14 protein-coding genes are annotated in these 14,728 nt (G+C 67.3%); 6 read left to right on the top strand and 8 right to left on the bottom strand.

The features are described 5' to 3' along the window. Nucleotides 1–3 precede the first annotated feature (3 nt). Entirely contained in the window at nucleotides 4–597 is a 594-nt protein-coding gene (locus FZ983_RS11000; protein ID WP_149223581.1) for a superoxide dismutase, read from the top strand. A 75-nt stretch (nucleotides 598–672) separates the two neighbouring features. On the opposite strand, the gene FZ983_RS10995 is transcribed toward FZ983_RS11000, so the two are convergent. The 4 genes from FZ983_RS10995 to yajC all read right to left on the bottom strand — a co-directional run bounded on the left by FZ983_RS10995 (nucleotide 673) and on the right by yajC (nucleotide 4,206). Further along, nucleotides 673–1,050, bottom strand: coding sequence for an Mth938-like domain-containing protein (locus FZ983_RS10995; RefSeq protein ID WP_149223580.1), 378 nt, complete (start codon nucleotides 1,048–1,050; stop codon nucleotides 673–675). Nucleotides 1,051–1,081: 31 nt separating this feature from the next. After that, the gene (secF, locus tag FZ983_RS10990) at nucleotides 1,082–2,038 is read right to left on the bottom strand and encodes a protein translocase subunit SecF (RefSeq protein ID WP_149223579.1); all 957 of its coding nucleotides are present in this window, start codon (nucleotides 2,036–2,038) and stop codon (nucleotides 1,082–1,084) included. 11 nt (nucleotides 2,039–2,049) lie between these two features. After that, complete coding sequence (secD, locus tag FZ983_RS10985; protein ID WP_149223578.1) at nucleotides 2,050–3,648, bottom strand: protein translocase subunit SecD; 1,599 nt, start codon at nucleotides 3,646–3,648, stop codon at nucleotides 2,050–2,052. A gap of 126 nt (nucleotides 3,649–3,774) precedes the next feature. Continuing rightward, nucleotides 3,775–4,206: a preprotein translocase subunit YajC gene (yajC, locus tag FZ983_RS10980; RefSeq protein WP_149223577.1), complete on the bottom strand. Its 432-nt coding sequence runs from the start codon at nucleotides 4,204–4,206 to the stop codon at nucleotides 3,775–3,777. Between the two features lie 225 nt (nucleotides 4,207–4,431). Between yajC and FZ983_RS10975 the strand changes: the two genes are divergently transcribed. After that, the gene (locus FZ983_RS10975; protein ID WP_149223576.1) at nucleotides 4,432–5,328 is read left to right on the top strand and encodes an ATP-binding protein; all 897 of its coding nucleotides are present in this window, start codon (nucleotides 4,432–4,434) and stop codon (nucleotides 5,326–5,328) included. Here FZ983_RS10975 and FZ983_RS10970 read toward each other — a convergent pair. From FZ983_RS10970 to serS, 4 genes are read right to left on the bottom strand one after another with little or no spacing between them, the layout of a single operon-like run. After that, on the bottom strand, nucleotides 5,285–6,529 hold the full coding sequence (locus tag FZ983_RS10970; protein ID WP_247883712.1) for a M23 family metallopeptidase: 1,245 nt from the start codon (nucleotides 6,527–6,529) through the stop codon (nucleotides 5,285–5,287). The two genes, FZ983_RS10975 and FZ983_RS10970, sit on opposite strands and share 44 nt — an antisense overlap. A gap of 8 nt (nucleotides 6,530–6,537) precedes the next feature. Next, nucleotides 6,538–7,191 carry a protein-L-isoaspartate(D-aspartate) O-methyltransferase gene (locus tag FZ983_RS10965; protein ID WP_149223574.1) on the bottom strand — a complete coding sequence of 218 codons (654 nt, stop codon included), beginning with the start codon at nucleotides 7,189–7,191 and terminating at the stop codon, nucleotides 6,538–6,540. Next, complete coding sequence (surE, locus tag FZ983_RS10960; RefSeq protein WP_149223573.1) at nucleotides 7,188–7,970, bottom strand: 5'/3'-nucleotidase SurE; 783 nt, start codon at nucleotides 7,968–7,970, stop codon at nucleotides 7,188–7,190. The genes FZ983_RS10965 and surE overlap by 4 nt, the downstream gene beginning before the upstream one ends. After that, nucleotides 7,970–9,241: a serine--tRNA ligase gene (gene serS / locus FZ983_RS10955; RefSeq protein WP_149223572.1), complete on the bottom strand. Its 1,272-nt coding sequence runs from the start codon at nucleotides 9,239–9,241 to the stop codon at nucleotides 7,970–7,972. Before serS ends, surE begins: the two co-directional genes overlap by 1 nt. A 217-nt stretch (nucleotides 9,242–9,458) precedes the next feature. Here serS and FZ983_RS10950 point away from each other — a divergent pair, with 217 nt between their 5' ends. The 4 genes from FZ983_RS10950 (at nucleotide 9,459) to FZ983_RS10935 (ending at nucleotide 14,624) form a co-directional block, all read left to right on the top strand. Further along, nucleotides 9,459–10,679, top strand: coding sequence for an MFS transporter (locus FZ983_RS10950; RefSeq protein WP_149223571.1), 1,221 nt, complete (start codon nucleotides 9,459–9,461; stop codon nucleotides 10,677–10,679). A 95-nt stretch (nucleotides 10,680–10,774) separates the two neighbouring features. Continuing rightward, the gene (locus FZ983_RS10945; RefSeq protein ID WP_149223570.1) at nucleotides 10,775–11,338 is read left to right on the top strand and encodes a cupin domain-containing protein; all 564 of its coding nucleotides are present in this window, start codon (nucleotides 10,775–10,777) and stop codon (nucleotides 11,336–11,338) included. 437 nt (nucleotides 11,339–11,775) lie between these two features. Continuing rightward, nucleotides 11,776–13,059, top strand: a complete 1,284-nt coding sequence (locus FZ983_RS10940) for a type III PLP-dependent enzyme (protein ID WP_149223569.1) — start codon at nucleotides 11,776–11,778, stop codon at nucleotides 13,057–13,059. Nucleotides 13,060–13,202: 143 nt separating this feature from the next. After that, nucleotides 13,203–14,624: a saccharopine dehydrogenase C-terminal domain-containing protein gene (locus FZ983_RS10935; protein WP_149223568.1), complete on the top strand. Its 1,422-nt coding sequence runs from the start codon at nucleotides 13,203–13,205 to the stop codon at nucleotides 14,622–14,624. Nucleotides 14,625–14,728: the final 104 nt, after the last annotated feature.

Raw genomic sequence — 14,728 nt, 5'->3', positions numbered from 1 at the left:
AAAATGGCGTTCGAACTTCCGCCGCTTCCGTATGCGTACGACGCTCTGGCTCCGTACATCTCGTCGGAGACGCTGCACCTGCATCACGACAAGCACCACCAGACCTATGTCACCAACCTGAACAACCTGACCAAGGACACCCCGCTGGCCAATGCCAGCCTGGAGGAGGTCATCAAGGCTTCGGTCGGCGACGCTTCGAAGGTCGGCATCTTCAACAACGCCGCCCAGGTGTGGAACCACACCTTCTTCTGGCAGTGCCTGAAGAAGGACGGCGGCAAGATGCCGGCGGCCCTGGAGCAGCGCATCGTCGCCGACTTCGGCAGCGTCGAAAAGTTCAAGGAAGAGCTGACCCAGGCCGCCCTGACCCAGTTCGGTTCCGGCTGGGCCTGGCTGTACCTGGACGGCGACAAGCTGAAGATCGGCAAGACCGGCAACGCCGACACCCCGCTGGCGCATGGCCACAAGCCGCTGTTCACCATCGACGTGTGGGAGCATGCCTACTACGTCGACTTCCAGAACCGCCGCGCCGACTTCGTGAAGGCCGTCATCGACAACCTCGCCAACTGGGACTTCGCCGCCGAGCAGATGGCTGCGTAAGCCTTCCCGTCGAGGGTTGAAAACGCAAAGGCGCCCGAAAGGGCGCCTTTGTCGTTTCCGGAGCAGGATCCAGTCTCAGACCGGCAGCATCGCCGCTGCCACCCGTCGCCCTTCGGCCAGCAGGACGTTGTAGGTCCGGCACACCGCGCGGCTGTCCATCGGCTCCACCACCACGCCCTGCTCGCGCAGGCTCTGGCGAAGCGCCTTGGGGAGCATCTTCATGGTCGGGCCGGTTCCGAGCAGCAGAATTTCCACCTTCGGCTCGGCCGCCAGCACCACGGCGAAATCCTCCAGGGTCAGGGAAGCGGCATCGGTCGCCTCCCAGGCCTGGGTGCGGTCGGGCAGCACGACGACCGCGCCGACGCGCCACTGGCCGGAAACGCAGAACTGTCCCGGACCATAGCCGTCGATGACCTGACGGTCGGACGGGATCATCGGCATGATGTCGGCCATGCTGCCTTCTCCTTACGTCTGTCGCGCGACTTTACGGCGTTGCCGCCGGGGTATCGGCGGCCGGCGCATCGGTCGGCGTGCCGCGGCGAAGGCGATTCTCGCCCAGGAACAGCAAGATGGGGGCGGCGATGAAGATCGACGAACTGGTCGCAAGGAAGATGCCGAAGATCAGCACGATGCCGAAATCCTGCAGAGCCTCGCCGCCGAACAGCGCCAGCGGGATGATCGACAGCAGGGTGGACATCGAGGTTCCCAACGTGCGGTTCAGCGTCTCGTTGATCGACCGGTCGATCAGGTCGCGCAGCGGCATCTTCTTGTAGATGCGCAGGTTTTCGCGCATGCGGTCATAGACCACGACCTTGTCGTTCACCGAATAGCCCATGATCGTCAGGATCGCCGCGACCGCCACCAGATTGAACTGGAGGCCGGTGATCGCGTAGAAGCCGATGATCTTGGTGATGTCCAGCAACAGCGTGACCACCGCGCCGAAGCCAAACTGCCATTCGAAGCGGAACCAGATGTAGATCAGCATCGCCAGCATGGCGAGGCCGAGCGCCAGCATGCCGTTGGCGAACAGCTCACCGCTGACTGAAGCGCCGACGGCCTCGACCCGGCGTACCTGGGTGCCGGGAAGGGTTTCAGCCAGCGTGCTGCGCACCTTGTCGGCGGCGACCTGCTGGGCGGCGTCGTCGCCGGGCTGGCGTTCCAGGCGGATCAGCACGTCCTGTGGCGACCCGAACTCCTGCAGCGCCACCTGCCCCATGCCGAGGCCGGTCAGGGTGTGGCGCAGGGAGGAGAAATCGGCCGCCTGCGGCGTCCGCGCCTCGATCACGATGCCGCCACGGAAATCGATGCCGTAGTTCAGGCCGGGATAGAAGTAGAGGAATACCGATGCGAGGGACAAAACCGCCGACACGACCAGGCCGGCGATGCGGCCGTTCATGAAGGGGATCTTGGTGTTGTCGGGGACGAGGCGGAGGTGGAACATCGGAAGACCTCTCAGACCGGCAACACGGCCGGACGCGTCCGGCGCAGCCACGTCACCATCATCAGGCGCACAAGCACCGTGGCGGTGAACATGGAAATGAGGATGCCGAAGGTGATGGTGACGGCGAAGCCCTTGATGGTGCCGGTGCCGAAGATGAACAGCAGCGACATCTTGATCGCCGTCGTCAGGTTGGAGTCGACGATCGTGCTGTAGGCGCGGCTGAAGCCGGCCTCCATCGACGCGAAGACGCCACGGCCCTTCTTCGTCTCCTCGCGGATGCGCTCGTTGATAAGGATGTTGGCATCCACCGCAAGGCCAAGCGTCAGCAGGATGCCGGCAATGCCCGGCAGGGTCAGGGTGGCCTGGAGCAGCGACAGCGCCGCCAACGTCAGCACGATGTTGATGAACAGCGCGAAGCAGGCGAAGGCGCCGAACAGCCCGTAGGACGCGATGATGTAGACGCAGACGAGGACGAAGCCGACGCCGACCGCGGTCAGGCCGGCGCGGATGGAATCGGCGCCCAGGTCGGGACCGACGGTCCGCTCCTCGATCACCTTCAGCGGAGCCGGCAGGGCGCCGGCGCGCAGCAGGACGGCAAGGTCGTTGGCGTTGGCGGCGGTGAAGTTGCCGCTGATCTGGCCGCGTCCGCCGGTGATCGGCTCGCGGATGACGGGTGCGCTGATCACCTTGTTGTCGAGCACGATGGCGAAGGGCCGGCCGACATTCTGCTTGGTCACTTCGGCGAAGCGGTTGGCGCCCGCCGTGTTGAACTCGAAGTTCACCACCCATTCACCGGTCTGCGGGTTGGTGCCGGCGGACGCGTTCTGCAGCGTGGCGCCGTCGACCTCGACCTTCTTGCGGATGACGTATTTCGACTGGTAGCGGTCGCCTTCGGTGGACGGCAGGATCTCCGATCCCGGAGGGGCGCGGCCGGTGTTGGGGTCGGCGTTCACGTCGACCAGCCGGAAGGTCATCTTGGCCGTGGTGCCGAGCAGGCGCTTGATCCGGTCGGGATCCTCCACGCCGGGCAGTTGGACCAGGATGCGGTCGTTGCCCTGGCGGGCGATGGTCGGCTCGTTCACGCCGGTCTCGTCGATGCGGCGGCGGACGATTTCGATCGACTGTTCGATGGCCTGGGTGGCGCGGTCGCGCAACGCGACCTCGCTCAGCGCCACGGTCACCGTGGCACCGTCGACCGAGACGGTGAGGTCCGGCTGTCCGCCGCCCAAGGCGGTGCCGCCGACCGGGCTGGCCAGCTGGCGGAGCGCCTTCACCGCGTCCTCGGCCTGTGCCGGGTCGCGCAGCTGAACGGTCACGGCGCGGTCGCCGGCGTTCAGCGCGGTGTAGCCGACATTGGCGGTGCGCAGCTGCTGCCGGGCGCCGTCGACCAGCCCTTCCACCCGGTCACGGATGACGGTGGCCATGTCGACCTCGAGCAACAGATGCGATCCGCCGCGGAGGTCGAGGCCCAGAGACACCTTGCTGTTCGCGTACCAGGACGGCAGCGCCGCCAATGTATCGCGGCCCAGGAAGTTGGGCAGCATCATGACGAAGCCGGCGATGCAGGTCGCCAGGATCAGGTAAATCTTCCAGCGCGAAAAATAGAGCATGCGTCACTCGAATCCGATCAGACACCCGCGCCGGTGGGACCGGCCCGCCGCGGTCATGCGGCGGCCGGCCTGTCCGGACGGGAAGCGCCTTCGGGCTGGCCCGCGTGAGAGGAACCCGGCTGCGGCTTACTTGCGGCCGAACAGCTTGCCGATGCCGCCGGCGGCGGGGGTGTCGGCCGGCTTGGCCTCGCCTTCCGGGGTGGCGGTCGGGGTGGCGTCGCCGCCGGGCTTGCCGGCCGGCTCGGTCTTGGCGAGCACCAGATTCACGGTGGAGCGCAGGCAGCGCACACGCACGTTCTCGGCGATTTCGACGGTCAGTTCGTCGTCGGAGCCGACCTTGGTGACGATGCCGATGATGCCGCCGCCGGTCACGACGCGGTCGCCGCGGCGGATGGCCGACAGCATGGCCTTATGCTCCTTCATCTTCTTCTGCTGCGGACGGATCAGCAGGAAGTAGAAGACGACAAAGATCAGGATCAGCGGCAGAAACTGGACGAGCATGTCACCGCCGCCGCCAGCCGGCGCCGCCGTCTGTGCATAAGCCGTCGAAACGAACATCTGGAAGCTCCTTACAGGTTTGGTCTCGGCACCGGATCGGCGTTCCGCCGGGACGCCGCGACTATAAACGCCCATGACCGGGATGCAATGGTGATGCGCCACAATCCGCAGGCGCCCCACGGCTTGTGTGCTTGCCCTGCTGTGTTACGGTGCGAAGGCGTCGGAAAGATGGCTGCGCAGGCGCCCACTTTCCATGGAACATCCAGAAAAAATATCCGGAGAATTATGTCGCAAACCATCACTGGCTCCGGTGCTGGGCCCTCCGGTGCCGATCAGGCCCTGATTCCGCTGCTGACCCGCATCGCAGAGGCGCTGGAGCGGCTGGCTCCGCCGCCGGACCACCCGCTGGACTTCACCGCGGCCGACGCCTTCACATGGCACCCCGATCCCGACCGGCTGGAACCGGTTCCGGTGGTCAACCGCGTCGACATCATGCTTCTGCAGGGCATCGAACGACAGCGGGAGATCCTGCTGGACAATACGAGGCGTTTCGCCGCCGGCCTGCCCGCCAACAACGCCCTGCTGTGGGGCGCGCGCGGCACCGGCAAGAGCTCGCTGGTCAAGGCGGCCCACGCCGCCATCTGCCTGGAACGGCCGCGCGAGCTGGCGCTGGTGGAAATCCACCGCGAGGACATTCCGACCCTGCCCCGCCTGCTGGCCCGGCTGAAGGGCGAGCCGCGCCGCTTCATCCTGTTCTGCGACGATCTGTCCTTCGACCATGACGACGCGCATTACAAGTCGCTGAAGGCGGTGCTGGATGGCGGAATCGAGGGGCGGCCGGACAATGTGGTGTTCTACGCCACCTCCAACCGCCGCCACCTGATGCCGCGCGACATGATCGAGAACGAACGGTCGACCGCCATCAACCCGGCCGAGGCGGTGGAGGAGAAGGTGTCGCTGTCCGACCGGTTCGGGCTGTGGCTGGGCTTCCACAACTGCGACCAAGATACCTATTTCGCCATGATCGAGGGTTATGTCGGCCATTTCGGCCTGGACATCCCGGCCGACCGGCTGCGTGCGGAGGCCGTGGAATGGTCGGTCACGCGCGGAAGCCGGTCGGGCCGGGTGGCTTGGCAGTTCATCCAGGACCTGGCCGGTCGTCTCGGCCAGCCCCTTCGCTGACCTTGCGGTCCATCTGATCGCTCGGGTCGACGGCCTGGCTGCCCTTGCGCAGCTCGAAATGGAGCTGGGGCGAGGAAACGCCGCCGGTCTGGCCGACCCGGGCGATCACTTGCCCCCGCTTCACCGTGGCGCCGCGCTCCACCTCGATCTTGTCGAGATGGGCGTAGGCGGTGATCCAGCCATCGGAATGCTTCAGCAGCAGCAGGTTGCCGAAGCCGCGCAGTTCGTTGCCGGCATAGGCGACCACGCCGTTGTCGGCGGCGACCACCGCGGTGCCCTTCGGCGCCGCGATGTTCAGGCCGTCGTTGTGCAGCCCGTCGGGTTTCGGCCCGAAGCCGGAAATCAGCTTGCCCTTCACCGGCCACAGGAAACGGCCCCCGCCGCGCGGCAGGGGCGCGGCTTCCGCCTTCGGCTCCGGCTTCGGCGGCGGGGCGGCGGCGACCTCCTGCTGTGGCGCGGGTGCCGGTGCGGCCGAGGGCGCCGGGATCGGTGTCGGGGACGGCTTGGCTCCCGGTGGGCGCAGCATGGTCGGCGCCTGTCCCGGCTGATAGGTGGTGTCGCCGGCGGGGGCCTGCGCGATCTGGGCGGGCGCCGGCTCGGCATTGCCGGCCGGCTTCGACGGCGGCGGCAGCGGCGTGGCGGAGATGCCGCCGGAAGAGGAAGCCGCGCCCGGCTGCGGCAGTTCCGACGTTTGGACGGAGCCGCGCCCGGCAGGCGTTCCAGACGGCGCCCCTTGCGGCGTCAACGGCACGGCGCTGCCAGAAGCGACCATGGTTCCGCTGCCGTCATTCGCGCCCGGCAGGCGCAGGGGCTGGCCGGCCTGCACGGCATAGGGCGGCGACAGGTTGTTCAGCCGCGTCAGCTCGCTGACATCCACATTGTGCATGCGCGAGATGCTGTAGAGGCTGTCGCCCTTCTGCACGATGTACTGGCGCGAGGTCGGCAGGACCAGCCGCTGGCCGACCTCCAGACGGTATGGCGGGGCCAGCTTGTTCGTCTCGATCAGGTCGCGCAGCGGCACATTGTAGCGGCGGGACAGGCTGTAGGCGCTGTCGCCCTTCTGCACGGTGATGGCTCCGCCGGCCGAATCCGGCGCCTCGGTCACATGGGTGAAGGGTGCCAGCCCGCCCACCCGTTCGCAGGCACCGAGTGCCAGGACGGCGGCGGACAGGACCAGGGCCGGCAGAAGGCGAGCGGACATGACGGGTCTCATGCGGAACGGACCGGTTGTGGCGGGTCGGACAGCAGCGGAACGAAACGGACGGGCCACAGGTCCTCCCGGATAAGGCCAGCTTCGGAACGGCGGAAACGCACCACCCTTTGGTCGCGGTGATCGGTCCCCAGCGGAATGACCATGACACCACCAACGGCGAGTTGATCCGTCAAGTCTTTTGGCGGCTCGGGCCCACCGGCGGCTGTGACCAGTATGCGGGCGAAGGGCGCCACCTCCGGCCAGCCGCGCGTCCCGTCGCCGAGCCGCGTGGTGATGTTGCCGATGTCCAGCGCCTTGAACCGCGCGTCTGCCTCGCACAGCAGCGGCTTCAGCCGCTCGATGGTGAAGACGCGGCGGCACAACCGCGACAGCACCGCCGCCTGATAGCCGGAACCGGTGCCGACCTCCAGCACAAGGTGCCGCGGGTGCAGGTCCAGCGCCTGGGTCATCAGCCCGACCACCAGCGGCTGGCTGATGGTCTGGCCCAGGTCGATCGGCAGAGCCACATCCTCCCACGCCCGGTCCTGGAAAGCCTCCGGAACGAACAGCTCGCGCGGGATCCGCTCGATGGCCGCCAACACGCGGGTGTCGGTGACGCCGGCCCCGCGAAGGGCCATCAGCAAGCGGATCTTGCGCGGGTTGTAGGTCACACGAAGGCCTGCCTCAACGTCTGCAGCGTCGGGGTGTGGGTCAGGTCGAGGTAGATCGGCGTCACCGAGATGCCGCCGTTGAACACGACATGGATGTCGGTGTCGTCGGACACGTCGGCCTCGCCGCGCAGCGTGCCGATCCAGATATAGGGCTTGCCGCGCGGGTCGACGCGCTCGAACAGCTCGTCGCCGATCTTGCGCTTGCCGTGGCGAACCACCTGGATGCCCGTCACCTCCTCGGCCGGGCGGGCCGGGAAGTTGACGTTCAGCAGCACGTTCTTCGGCCAGGCCACCGTCACCGCCTTGCGCACCACCTCCGCCCCATGGGCGGCGGCGGCGGACCAGTCGATGGGCTGGCCCGGCTCGTAATGCTGGCTCATGGCGATGGCGGGGACGTTCAGCAGCGTCGCCTCCATCGCCGCGGCGATGGTGCCGGAGTAGGTCACGTCCTCACCGATGTTGGAGCCCTGGTTGACACCGGACAGCACCAGCGTCGGACGGGAGTCCCGCATCACATGGTTGACGGCCAGCAGGACGCAGTCGGTCGGCGTGCCGTCCACGGTGTAGCGGCGCTCGTCCAGCTTGCGCAGGCGCAGCGGCCGGTTGATGGTCAGCGAATGGCTGGCCGCCGACTGCTCCATCTCCGGCGCCACCACCCAGACGTCGTCGGACAGCTCGCGCGCGATGGCTTCCAGAACCTTCAATCCCTGCGCATGGATGCCGTCGTCGTTGGTGACGAGGATGCGCGTCTGGGACAGGTCGAGCGGCAGGTTGAACATCAGATCGAAATCCTCTCCACTCCGCGCATGTAGGGACGGAGCGCTTCCGGGATCAGAATGGAACCGTCGGTCTGCTGGTAGTTCTCCAGCACCGCGATCAGGCAGCGCCCGACCGCCACACCCGATCCGTTGAGGGTGTGCACGAATTGAGTTTGCTTCTCGCCCTTGGCCCTGCAACGGGCCTTCATCCGCCGCGCCTGGAAATCTCCGCAATTGGACACGCTGGAGATCTCGCGGTAGGCGTTCTGGCCCGGCAGCCACACCTCGACGTCATAGGTCTTGCGCGAGGAAAAGCCCATGTCGCCGGTGCACAGAACGATGGTGCGGTAGGGCAGGCCCAGCCGCTCCAGAATCGTCTCGGCGCAGCGGGTCATGCGCTGGTGCTCGTCCTCCGACTGCTCCGGCGCGGTGATGGCGACCATCTCCACCTTCCAGAACTGGTGCTGGCGGATCATGCCGCGGGTATCACGACCGGCCGAGCCGGCTTCCGCCCGGAAGCACGGAGTCAGCGCCGTGTAGCGCAGCGGCAGTTCCTCCGCCGCCACGATCTGGTCGTTGACCAGATTGGTCAGCGGCACCTCGCTGGTCGGGATCAGGTAGTGGTCGCTGGAGGTGGTCTTGAACAGATCCTCCTCGAACTTCGGCAGCTGGCCGGTGCCGAACAGGGCGTTGTCGCGCACCATCAGCGGCGGCGCGATCTCGGTGAAGCCATGCTCCGACGTGTGGATGTCCAGCATGAAGTCGGCGAGCGCGCGCTCCAGACGGGCCAGTCCACCCTTCAGAACGGTGAAGCGGGCGCCGGACATGCGGGCCGCCGCCTCGAAATCCATCAGGCCCAGCGCCTCGCCCAACTCGTAATGCTGCTTGGGGTTGGCGATATCGGCCGGGGTGCCCCAGCGGCGGACCTCGACGTTCGCCGTCTCGTCCGGCCCCTCCGGCACATCGTCGGCCGGGATGTTGGGCAGGCCGGCCAGCAGCGCGTCCAGCTCGGCGCCGAGCGCGCGTTCCTCCTCCTCAACCTGGGGCAGACGGTCCTTCAGGGCCGCCATCTCGTCCAGGATCGGCTGGGCGTCGCGGCCCTCGCGCTTGGCGAGGCCGACTTCCTTCGCCGCCTCGTTCCGGCGGGCCTGCATCTCCTGCATCTGGGTCTGCGCGGCGCGGCGGCGGCCGTCGAGGTCGAGCACGGAGGACGACATCGGCGCCAGTCCCCGGCGGCCAAGGCCGCGGTCGAAGGCTTCGGGATTCTCACGGATGGCGCGAAGGTCGTGCATGGCTCGAACAATCAACGAATTGTGTGGGGCACTGGTTATACGGCGCGCCCCGGCGAAGGTCCAGTACAAGGCCGTGGCGGCACCACTCCTGATAGGGACCTGCACGAACGGCATGGCCGCTGCGCCGCGGCGGCTGTTGGAACGGAGGGGCGCCACAGGGCAATGTCGCGGGTGCGCCGCAGCAAGCCGCGCGAAGACCCATGACGGAGCCCAGCGCGTGCGCGACGAGATCGAGACCGGTGCCCAGGCCGATGCAGAAACCGCCTATCTGCAGGCCGGCACCCCCGCCTATCGCCGCGCCAGCCGCATCCTGTTCGTCGCCGGCTTCTCCACCTTCGCCACGCTCTATTGTGTCCAACCGCTGCTGCCCGACTTTGTGCGCGAGTTCGGGGTGACGCCGGCCGAATCCAGCCTGTCGCTGTCGCTGACCACCGGCGTGCTGGCGGGCGCGCTTCTGGTGGCGGGCGCCATCTCCGACGGGATCGGGCGCAAGCCGGTGATGGTGGCGGCCCTGCTCGCCGCCGGGCTGCTGGGCATCGTCGGCGCGCTGATGCCGGACTGGCATGGCTTCCTGGCGGTGCGGGCGCTGGAAGGGTTGGCGCTGAGCGGCCTGCCCGCCGTCGCCATGGCCTATGTCTCCGAAGAAGTCGATCCGAAATCGGCCGGCGTCGCCATGGGGCTCTATATTGGCGGGACCGCCATCGGCGGCATGTCCGGCCGTGTGGTAACCGCCATCGTCACCGATCTCGGCACCTGGAGGCTGGCGGTGGGGGCGGTCGGGGCAATGGCGGTGGCGGCCGCCGTGATCGTCTGGTTCGCCCTGCCGCCCTCGCGCCATTTCGTCCGCCGCGCCGCCGGGCTGAAGGCGCTGGTTCGGGCTTGGCGCGGGCTGCTGACCGATCCGGCCATGCTCGGGCTGTTCTCCCTGGGTTTCCTGCTGATGGGCGGCTTCGTCACCGTCTTCAACTACATCGGCTTCCGCCTCAGCGAACCGCCGTTCGAGCTGCGGCCGGCCGTCGTCGGCGCGGTGTTCCTGGTCTATAGCTTCGGCGTCGTCAGCTCGCCGCTGTTCGGCGGCTGGTCGGGACGCTTCGGGTCGAACCGCACCCTGGCGACGGCGGTGGCGCTGATGGTGGCCGGGCTCGTCCTGATGGAGTTCGACAGCCTGTTCGCCATCGCCCCCGGAATCGCGCTGTTCACCTTCGCCTTCTTCGGCGCCCATTCCATCGTGTCCGCGTGGATCGGCCGCAGGGCCATGGTGGCGCGCGGGCAGGCCTCGTCCATTTACCTGTTCTGCTATTACCTGGGTTCCACCCTGGCCGGGACGCTGGGCGGGCTGTTCTGGCATGATTACGGATGGACGGGGGTGGCGGCCTTCGTCGGGCTGCTGCTGGTGATTGCGGTCGCCGTGACCGTGGGGCTCCAGCGCAGCCGCTGATCGCGCGGCGAACCGTCGCGCTTGCGATTCCGCTTATTGCGTCGCGAAGGGCATCACTTCAGGCTGTGTAGATTGGTTGGGCAGGAGTTCGCGCAGTGAGTCACCTGACCGTTTATCTGGAGAACGACGCCCTCCGGCCGGAATTAAGCACGGCCGATCCCGCTTTGATGGCCGGGCATCTGGCCCATGTCGGCATCCTGTTCGAACGCTGGACCGCCGGCACGCCCCTGCCCGCCTCCGCTGACGCCGAAGCGGTGCTGACGGCCTATGCCGCACCGGTCGAGGCGTTGAAGGAGGCCCGCCGCTTCCGCTCCGTCGACGTGGTGCGGGTCACCCCGGCAACGGAGGGCGTCGTCGCCCTGCGCGCCAAATTCCTGGACGAGCACACCCACGACGAGGACGAGGCGCGCTTCTTCGTCGAAGGCGCCGGTGCCTTCTACATCCATCTCGACCGCCGGGTCTTCCGTGTGGTGTGCGAGGCGGGCGACCTGCTGAGCATTCCCGCCGGCACGCCGCACTGGTTCGACATGGGACCGCGACCCTGCTTCACCACCATCCGTTTTTTCACACGGCCTGACGGCTGGGTTGCCAGCCCGACGGGAGACACCATCGCCGCGCGCTTCCCCCTGTTCGAACCCGAGACGGTGGAAGCGGCCTGACTTCGCCTTATCCGCGCCCCAAAAATTTCACTTGAATCACGGACGGAATAGCGTAAATCAATCGGCACGACGCACCCGCACGTGCCTATGGCCCTCTGTGGTTATGCTACGACGTACCGCGTCCTTTTTGGCAGAACCGGCCATTCCAGTGGGCCGGTCCCGAGAGGGAGGTCAGTATGTACGCTGCCCACGGTGGGGCTGTGAGACGGTAGCCCTTTAGCCGGTAAACGACGCGCTGTTGCCTGGAGCTTCACAGCCCGGGGCCGCTGCTCGCACCGGCTTTTTCCGTCTCCCCCCTTACCCTTTTCCGAACATCGCCGATTCCGCTGCACCACCTGTGCCACAGCATTGTGCTGTCCGGCTCATGGCGTGGCCGGGTATCGCCGTCTGCTCACCGGGCCGGTTTGCACGCCGCCGTCCGGGGATAGGAGTGCGCCATGGGTTTCCTGCGTTCCCGTTCCGCCGTCACCCCGCTGCGCCGCGTCGGCCTGAACGACAGCAGCGCCGTTTCGCTGTCCACCGGACGCCGTTCCACCGTCACGCAGGCCGTCGCCCTGCACCGCCCGGAAGAGCCGATGCACTGCATCCGCCCCGGCGTGCTCGCCGACACCGCCGGCAGCTTCCTGGCCGCCTTCGCCGAGGCGACGGACGCCACAGCCCGCGGCGGCGACGTGCTCTATGCCGTGAAGTGCAACCCGGAACCCGCGGTGCTGCGTGCTCTGTGGGCCGGCGGCGTGCGCCATTTCGACGTCGCCTCTCCCGGGGAGATCCGCCTGATCCGCCAGATGTTCCCGGATGCCGTCCTGCATTACATGCACCCGGTCAAGGGCCGTCAGGCGATCCGCAACGCCTATCACCAGTATGGTGTCCGCGACTTCGTGCTCGACAGCCGCGAGGAGCTGGAGAAGATCCTGGAGGAGACGGACAACGCCGCCGATCTCGGCCTCGTCGTGCGTCTGGCTCTGCCGAAGGGCAATGCCGTCTACGATCTGTCCGGCAAGTTCGGCGCCGCCATGACCGATGCGGTGGAACTGCTGCGCGCAGTCCGCGCCGCGGCACCCAAGGTCGGGCTGTCCTTCCATGTCGGCTCGCAGATGCTCGACCCGTCGGCCTACGAGCGCGCCATTGCGCTCGCCGGCTACGTCATCGCCGAAAGCGGCGTGTCGATCGACGTGCTGGATGTCGGCGGCGGCTTCCCGGTGTCCTATCCGGGCATCACCCCGCCGCCGCTCGGCGACTTCATGGCCGCCATCGCCCGCGGCATCGCATCCATCGACCTGCCGGCGCATTGCCGCCTGTGGTGCGAGCCGGGCCGTGCCCTGGTCGCCCCCGGCGTCTCGCTGGTGGTGCAGGTGGTGAAGCGGCGCGGCAGCGAGCTGTTCATCAACGACGGCGTCTATGGCGCCCTGTCGGACGCCGGCGTGCCGGGCTTCCGCTTCCCGGCGCGGCTGATCCGCCCGTTCGAGGCGATGGCCGACACGGCGGACGAGGCGTTCAGCTTCTACGGCCCGACCTGCGACAGCGCCGACAAGATGAACGGCCCCTTCCATCTGCCGGCCGACGTCAAGGCCGGCGACTGGATCGAGCTTGGACAGCTCGGCGCCTACGGCTCTTGCCTGCGCACGGCCTTCAATGGTTTCGACCAGGCGCGCGTCGTGGAAGTGTCGGACGCGCCGCTGCTTGCCACCCCCGGCTATCAATTGCGCTCCTGCGCAGCCTGATCGCGCCGCCGGAATCTGTGGATAAAGCGTAAAGACACCCGTAACATTCACCGGTCCGGCGCGTTCCGCTCCCACTTCTCCGAAGTGGGCGGAAGCGCCGGACCATGTCGTTGGCCTAAACTACCTCGGGGAGACAAAAAATCATGGCCCTGGACACGAAGCTCTGCACGTTCACAGGCCGCATGGTCATCGTTGGATTCGGTTCGATCGGCCAGGGTGTCTTGCCTCTGCTTCTGCGTCACATCGACGGACTTACCGCCGACCGAATCACCATCGTCACCGCCGAGGAGCGCGGGCGCGAGGAGGCGGAGCTTTACGGCGTCGCCTTCCACAACAACCCGCTCGACAACGACAACTTCTTCCAAATCCTGAAGCCGCTGATCGACAAGGGCGATTTTCTGGTCAACCTGTCGGTCGACGTCTCGTCGGTCGCGCTGATCGAATTCTGCCAGCGGGTCGGCGCCTTCTACACCGACACCTGCACCGAACCGTGGGCGGGCGGCTACACCGATTCCAGCCTGTCGCCGTCGCTGCGCTCCAACTACGCGCTGCGCGAAACTGCGCTGGCCCTGCGCAGCCGCTTCGAAGGCGGCCCGACCGCGCTGATCACCCATGGGGCGAATCCGGGTCTGGTGTCGCATTTCGTCAAGCAGGCGCTGCTGAACATCGCCGCCGACACCGGTGTCGAGACCGACGTTCCCACCGACCGCGACGGCTGGGGCCGGCTGGCGCAGAAGCTGGGAATCAAGACCATCCATGTGGCGGAACGCGACACCCAGGTGTCGAACCAGCCCAAGCAGATCGGCGAGTTCGTCAACACCTGGTCGATCGACGGCTTCGTCAGCGAGGGCTGCCAGCCGGCCGAACTCGGCTGGGGCACGCATGAGAAGGGGTTGCCGCCCGACGGCCGCCGGCACGAGTTCGGCTGCGATTCCGCCATCTATCTGATGCGGCCGGGCGCCGCCACCCGCGTGCGCACCTGGACCCCGCTGGAGGGACCGTTCCACGGCTTCCTCATCACCCACAGCGAGGCGATCTCGATCTCCGACTATTTCACGGTGCGCGAAGACGGAAAGGTCGTTTACCGGCCGACCTGCCACTATGCCTATCATCCCTGCGACGACGCGGTGATGTCGCTGCACGAACTGGTCGGCAAGAACTATAACATGCAGGCCGAACAGCGCCTGATGATGCACGAGATCACCGGCGGCATGGACGAGTTGGGCGTGCTTCTGATGGGCCACCCCAAGGGCGCCTACTGGTACGGCTCGCGGCTCGACATCGACACGGCGCGGTCGCTCGCCCCCTACAACAACGCCACGTCGATGCAGGTGACCTCCACCGTTCTTGGCGGCATCGTCTGGACGCTGGAGAACCCGAATCGGGGCGTGGTGGAACCGGACGAGGTCGACTTCCGCCGGGTGCTGGACATCGCCTCCCCCTATCTGGGCGAGGTGGTCGGCGCCTATGGCGACTGGACGCCCCTGCAGGACCGCAACACCCTGTTCCCCGAGGACATCGACGAGGACGATCCCTGGCAGTTCAAGAACTTCCGGGTCGTTTGAGTCAGTTCGGATGAAGTGCCGCGGCTCCTGCCGCCGCTCCGGCGGCGGGGGCTGCGGCGTTGCTGCCACAGGGCGGACGGCGACACGGTGACATTGCCCGCGGT

The organism is Azospirillum sp. B21, from assembly GCF_008364825.1.
Lineage (GTDB): Bacteria > Pseudomonadota > Alphaproteobacteria > Azospirillales > Azospirillaceae > Azospirillum.
Note: the sequence above shows the minus strand (reverse complement) of the source record. Positions and strands in the feature narration are given on the sequence as shown.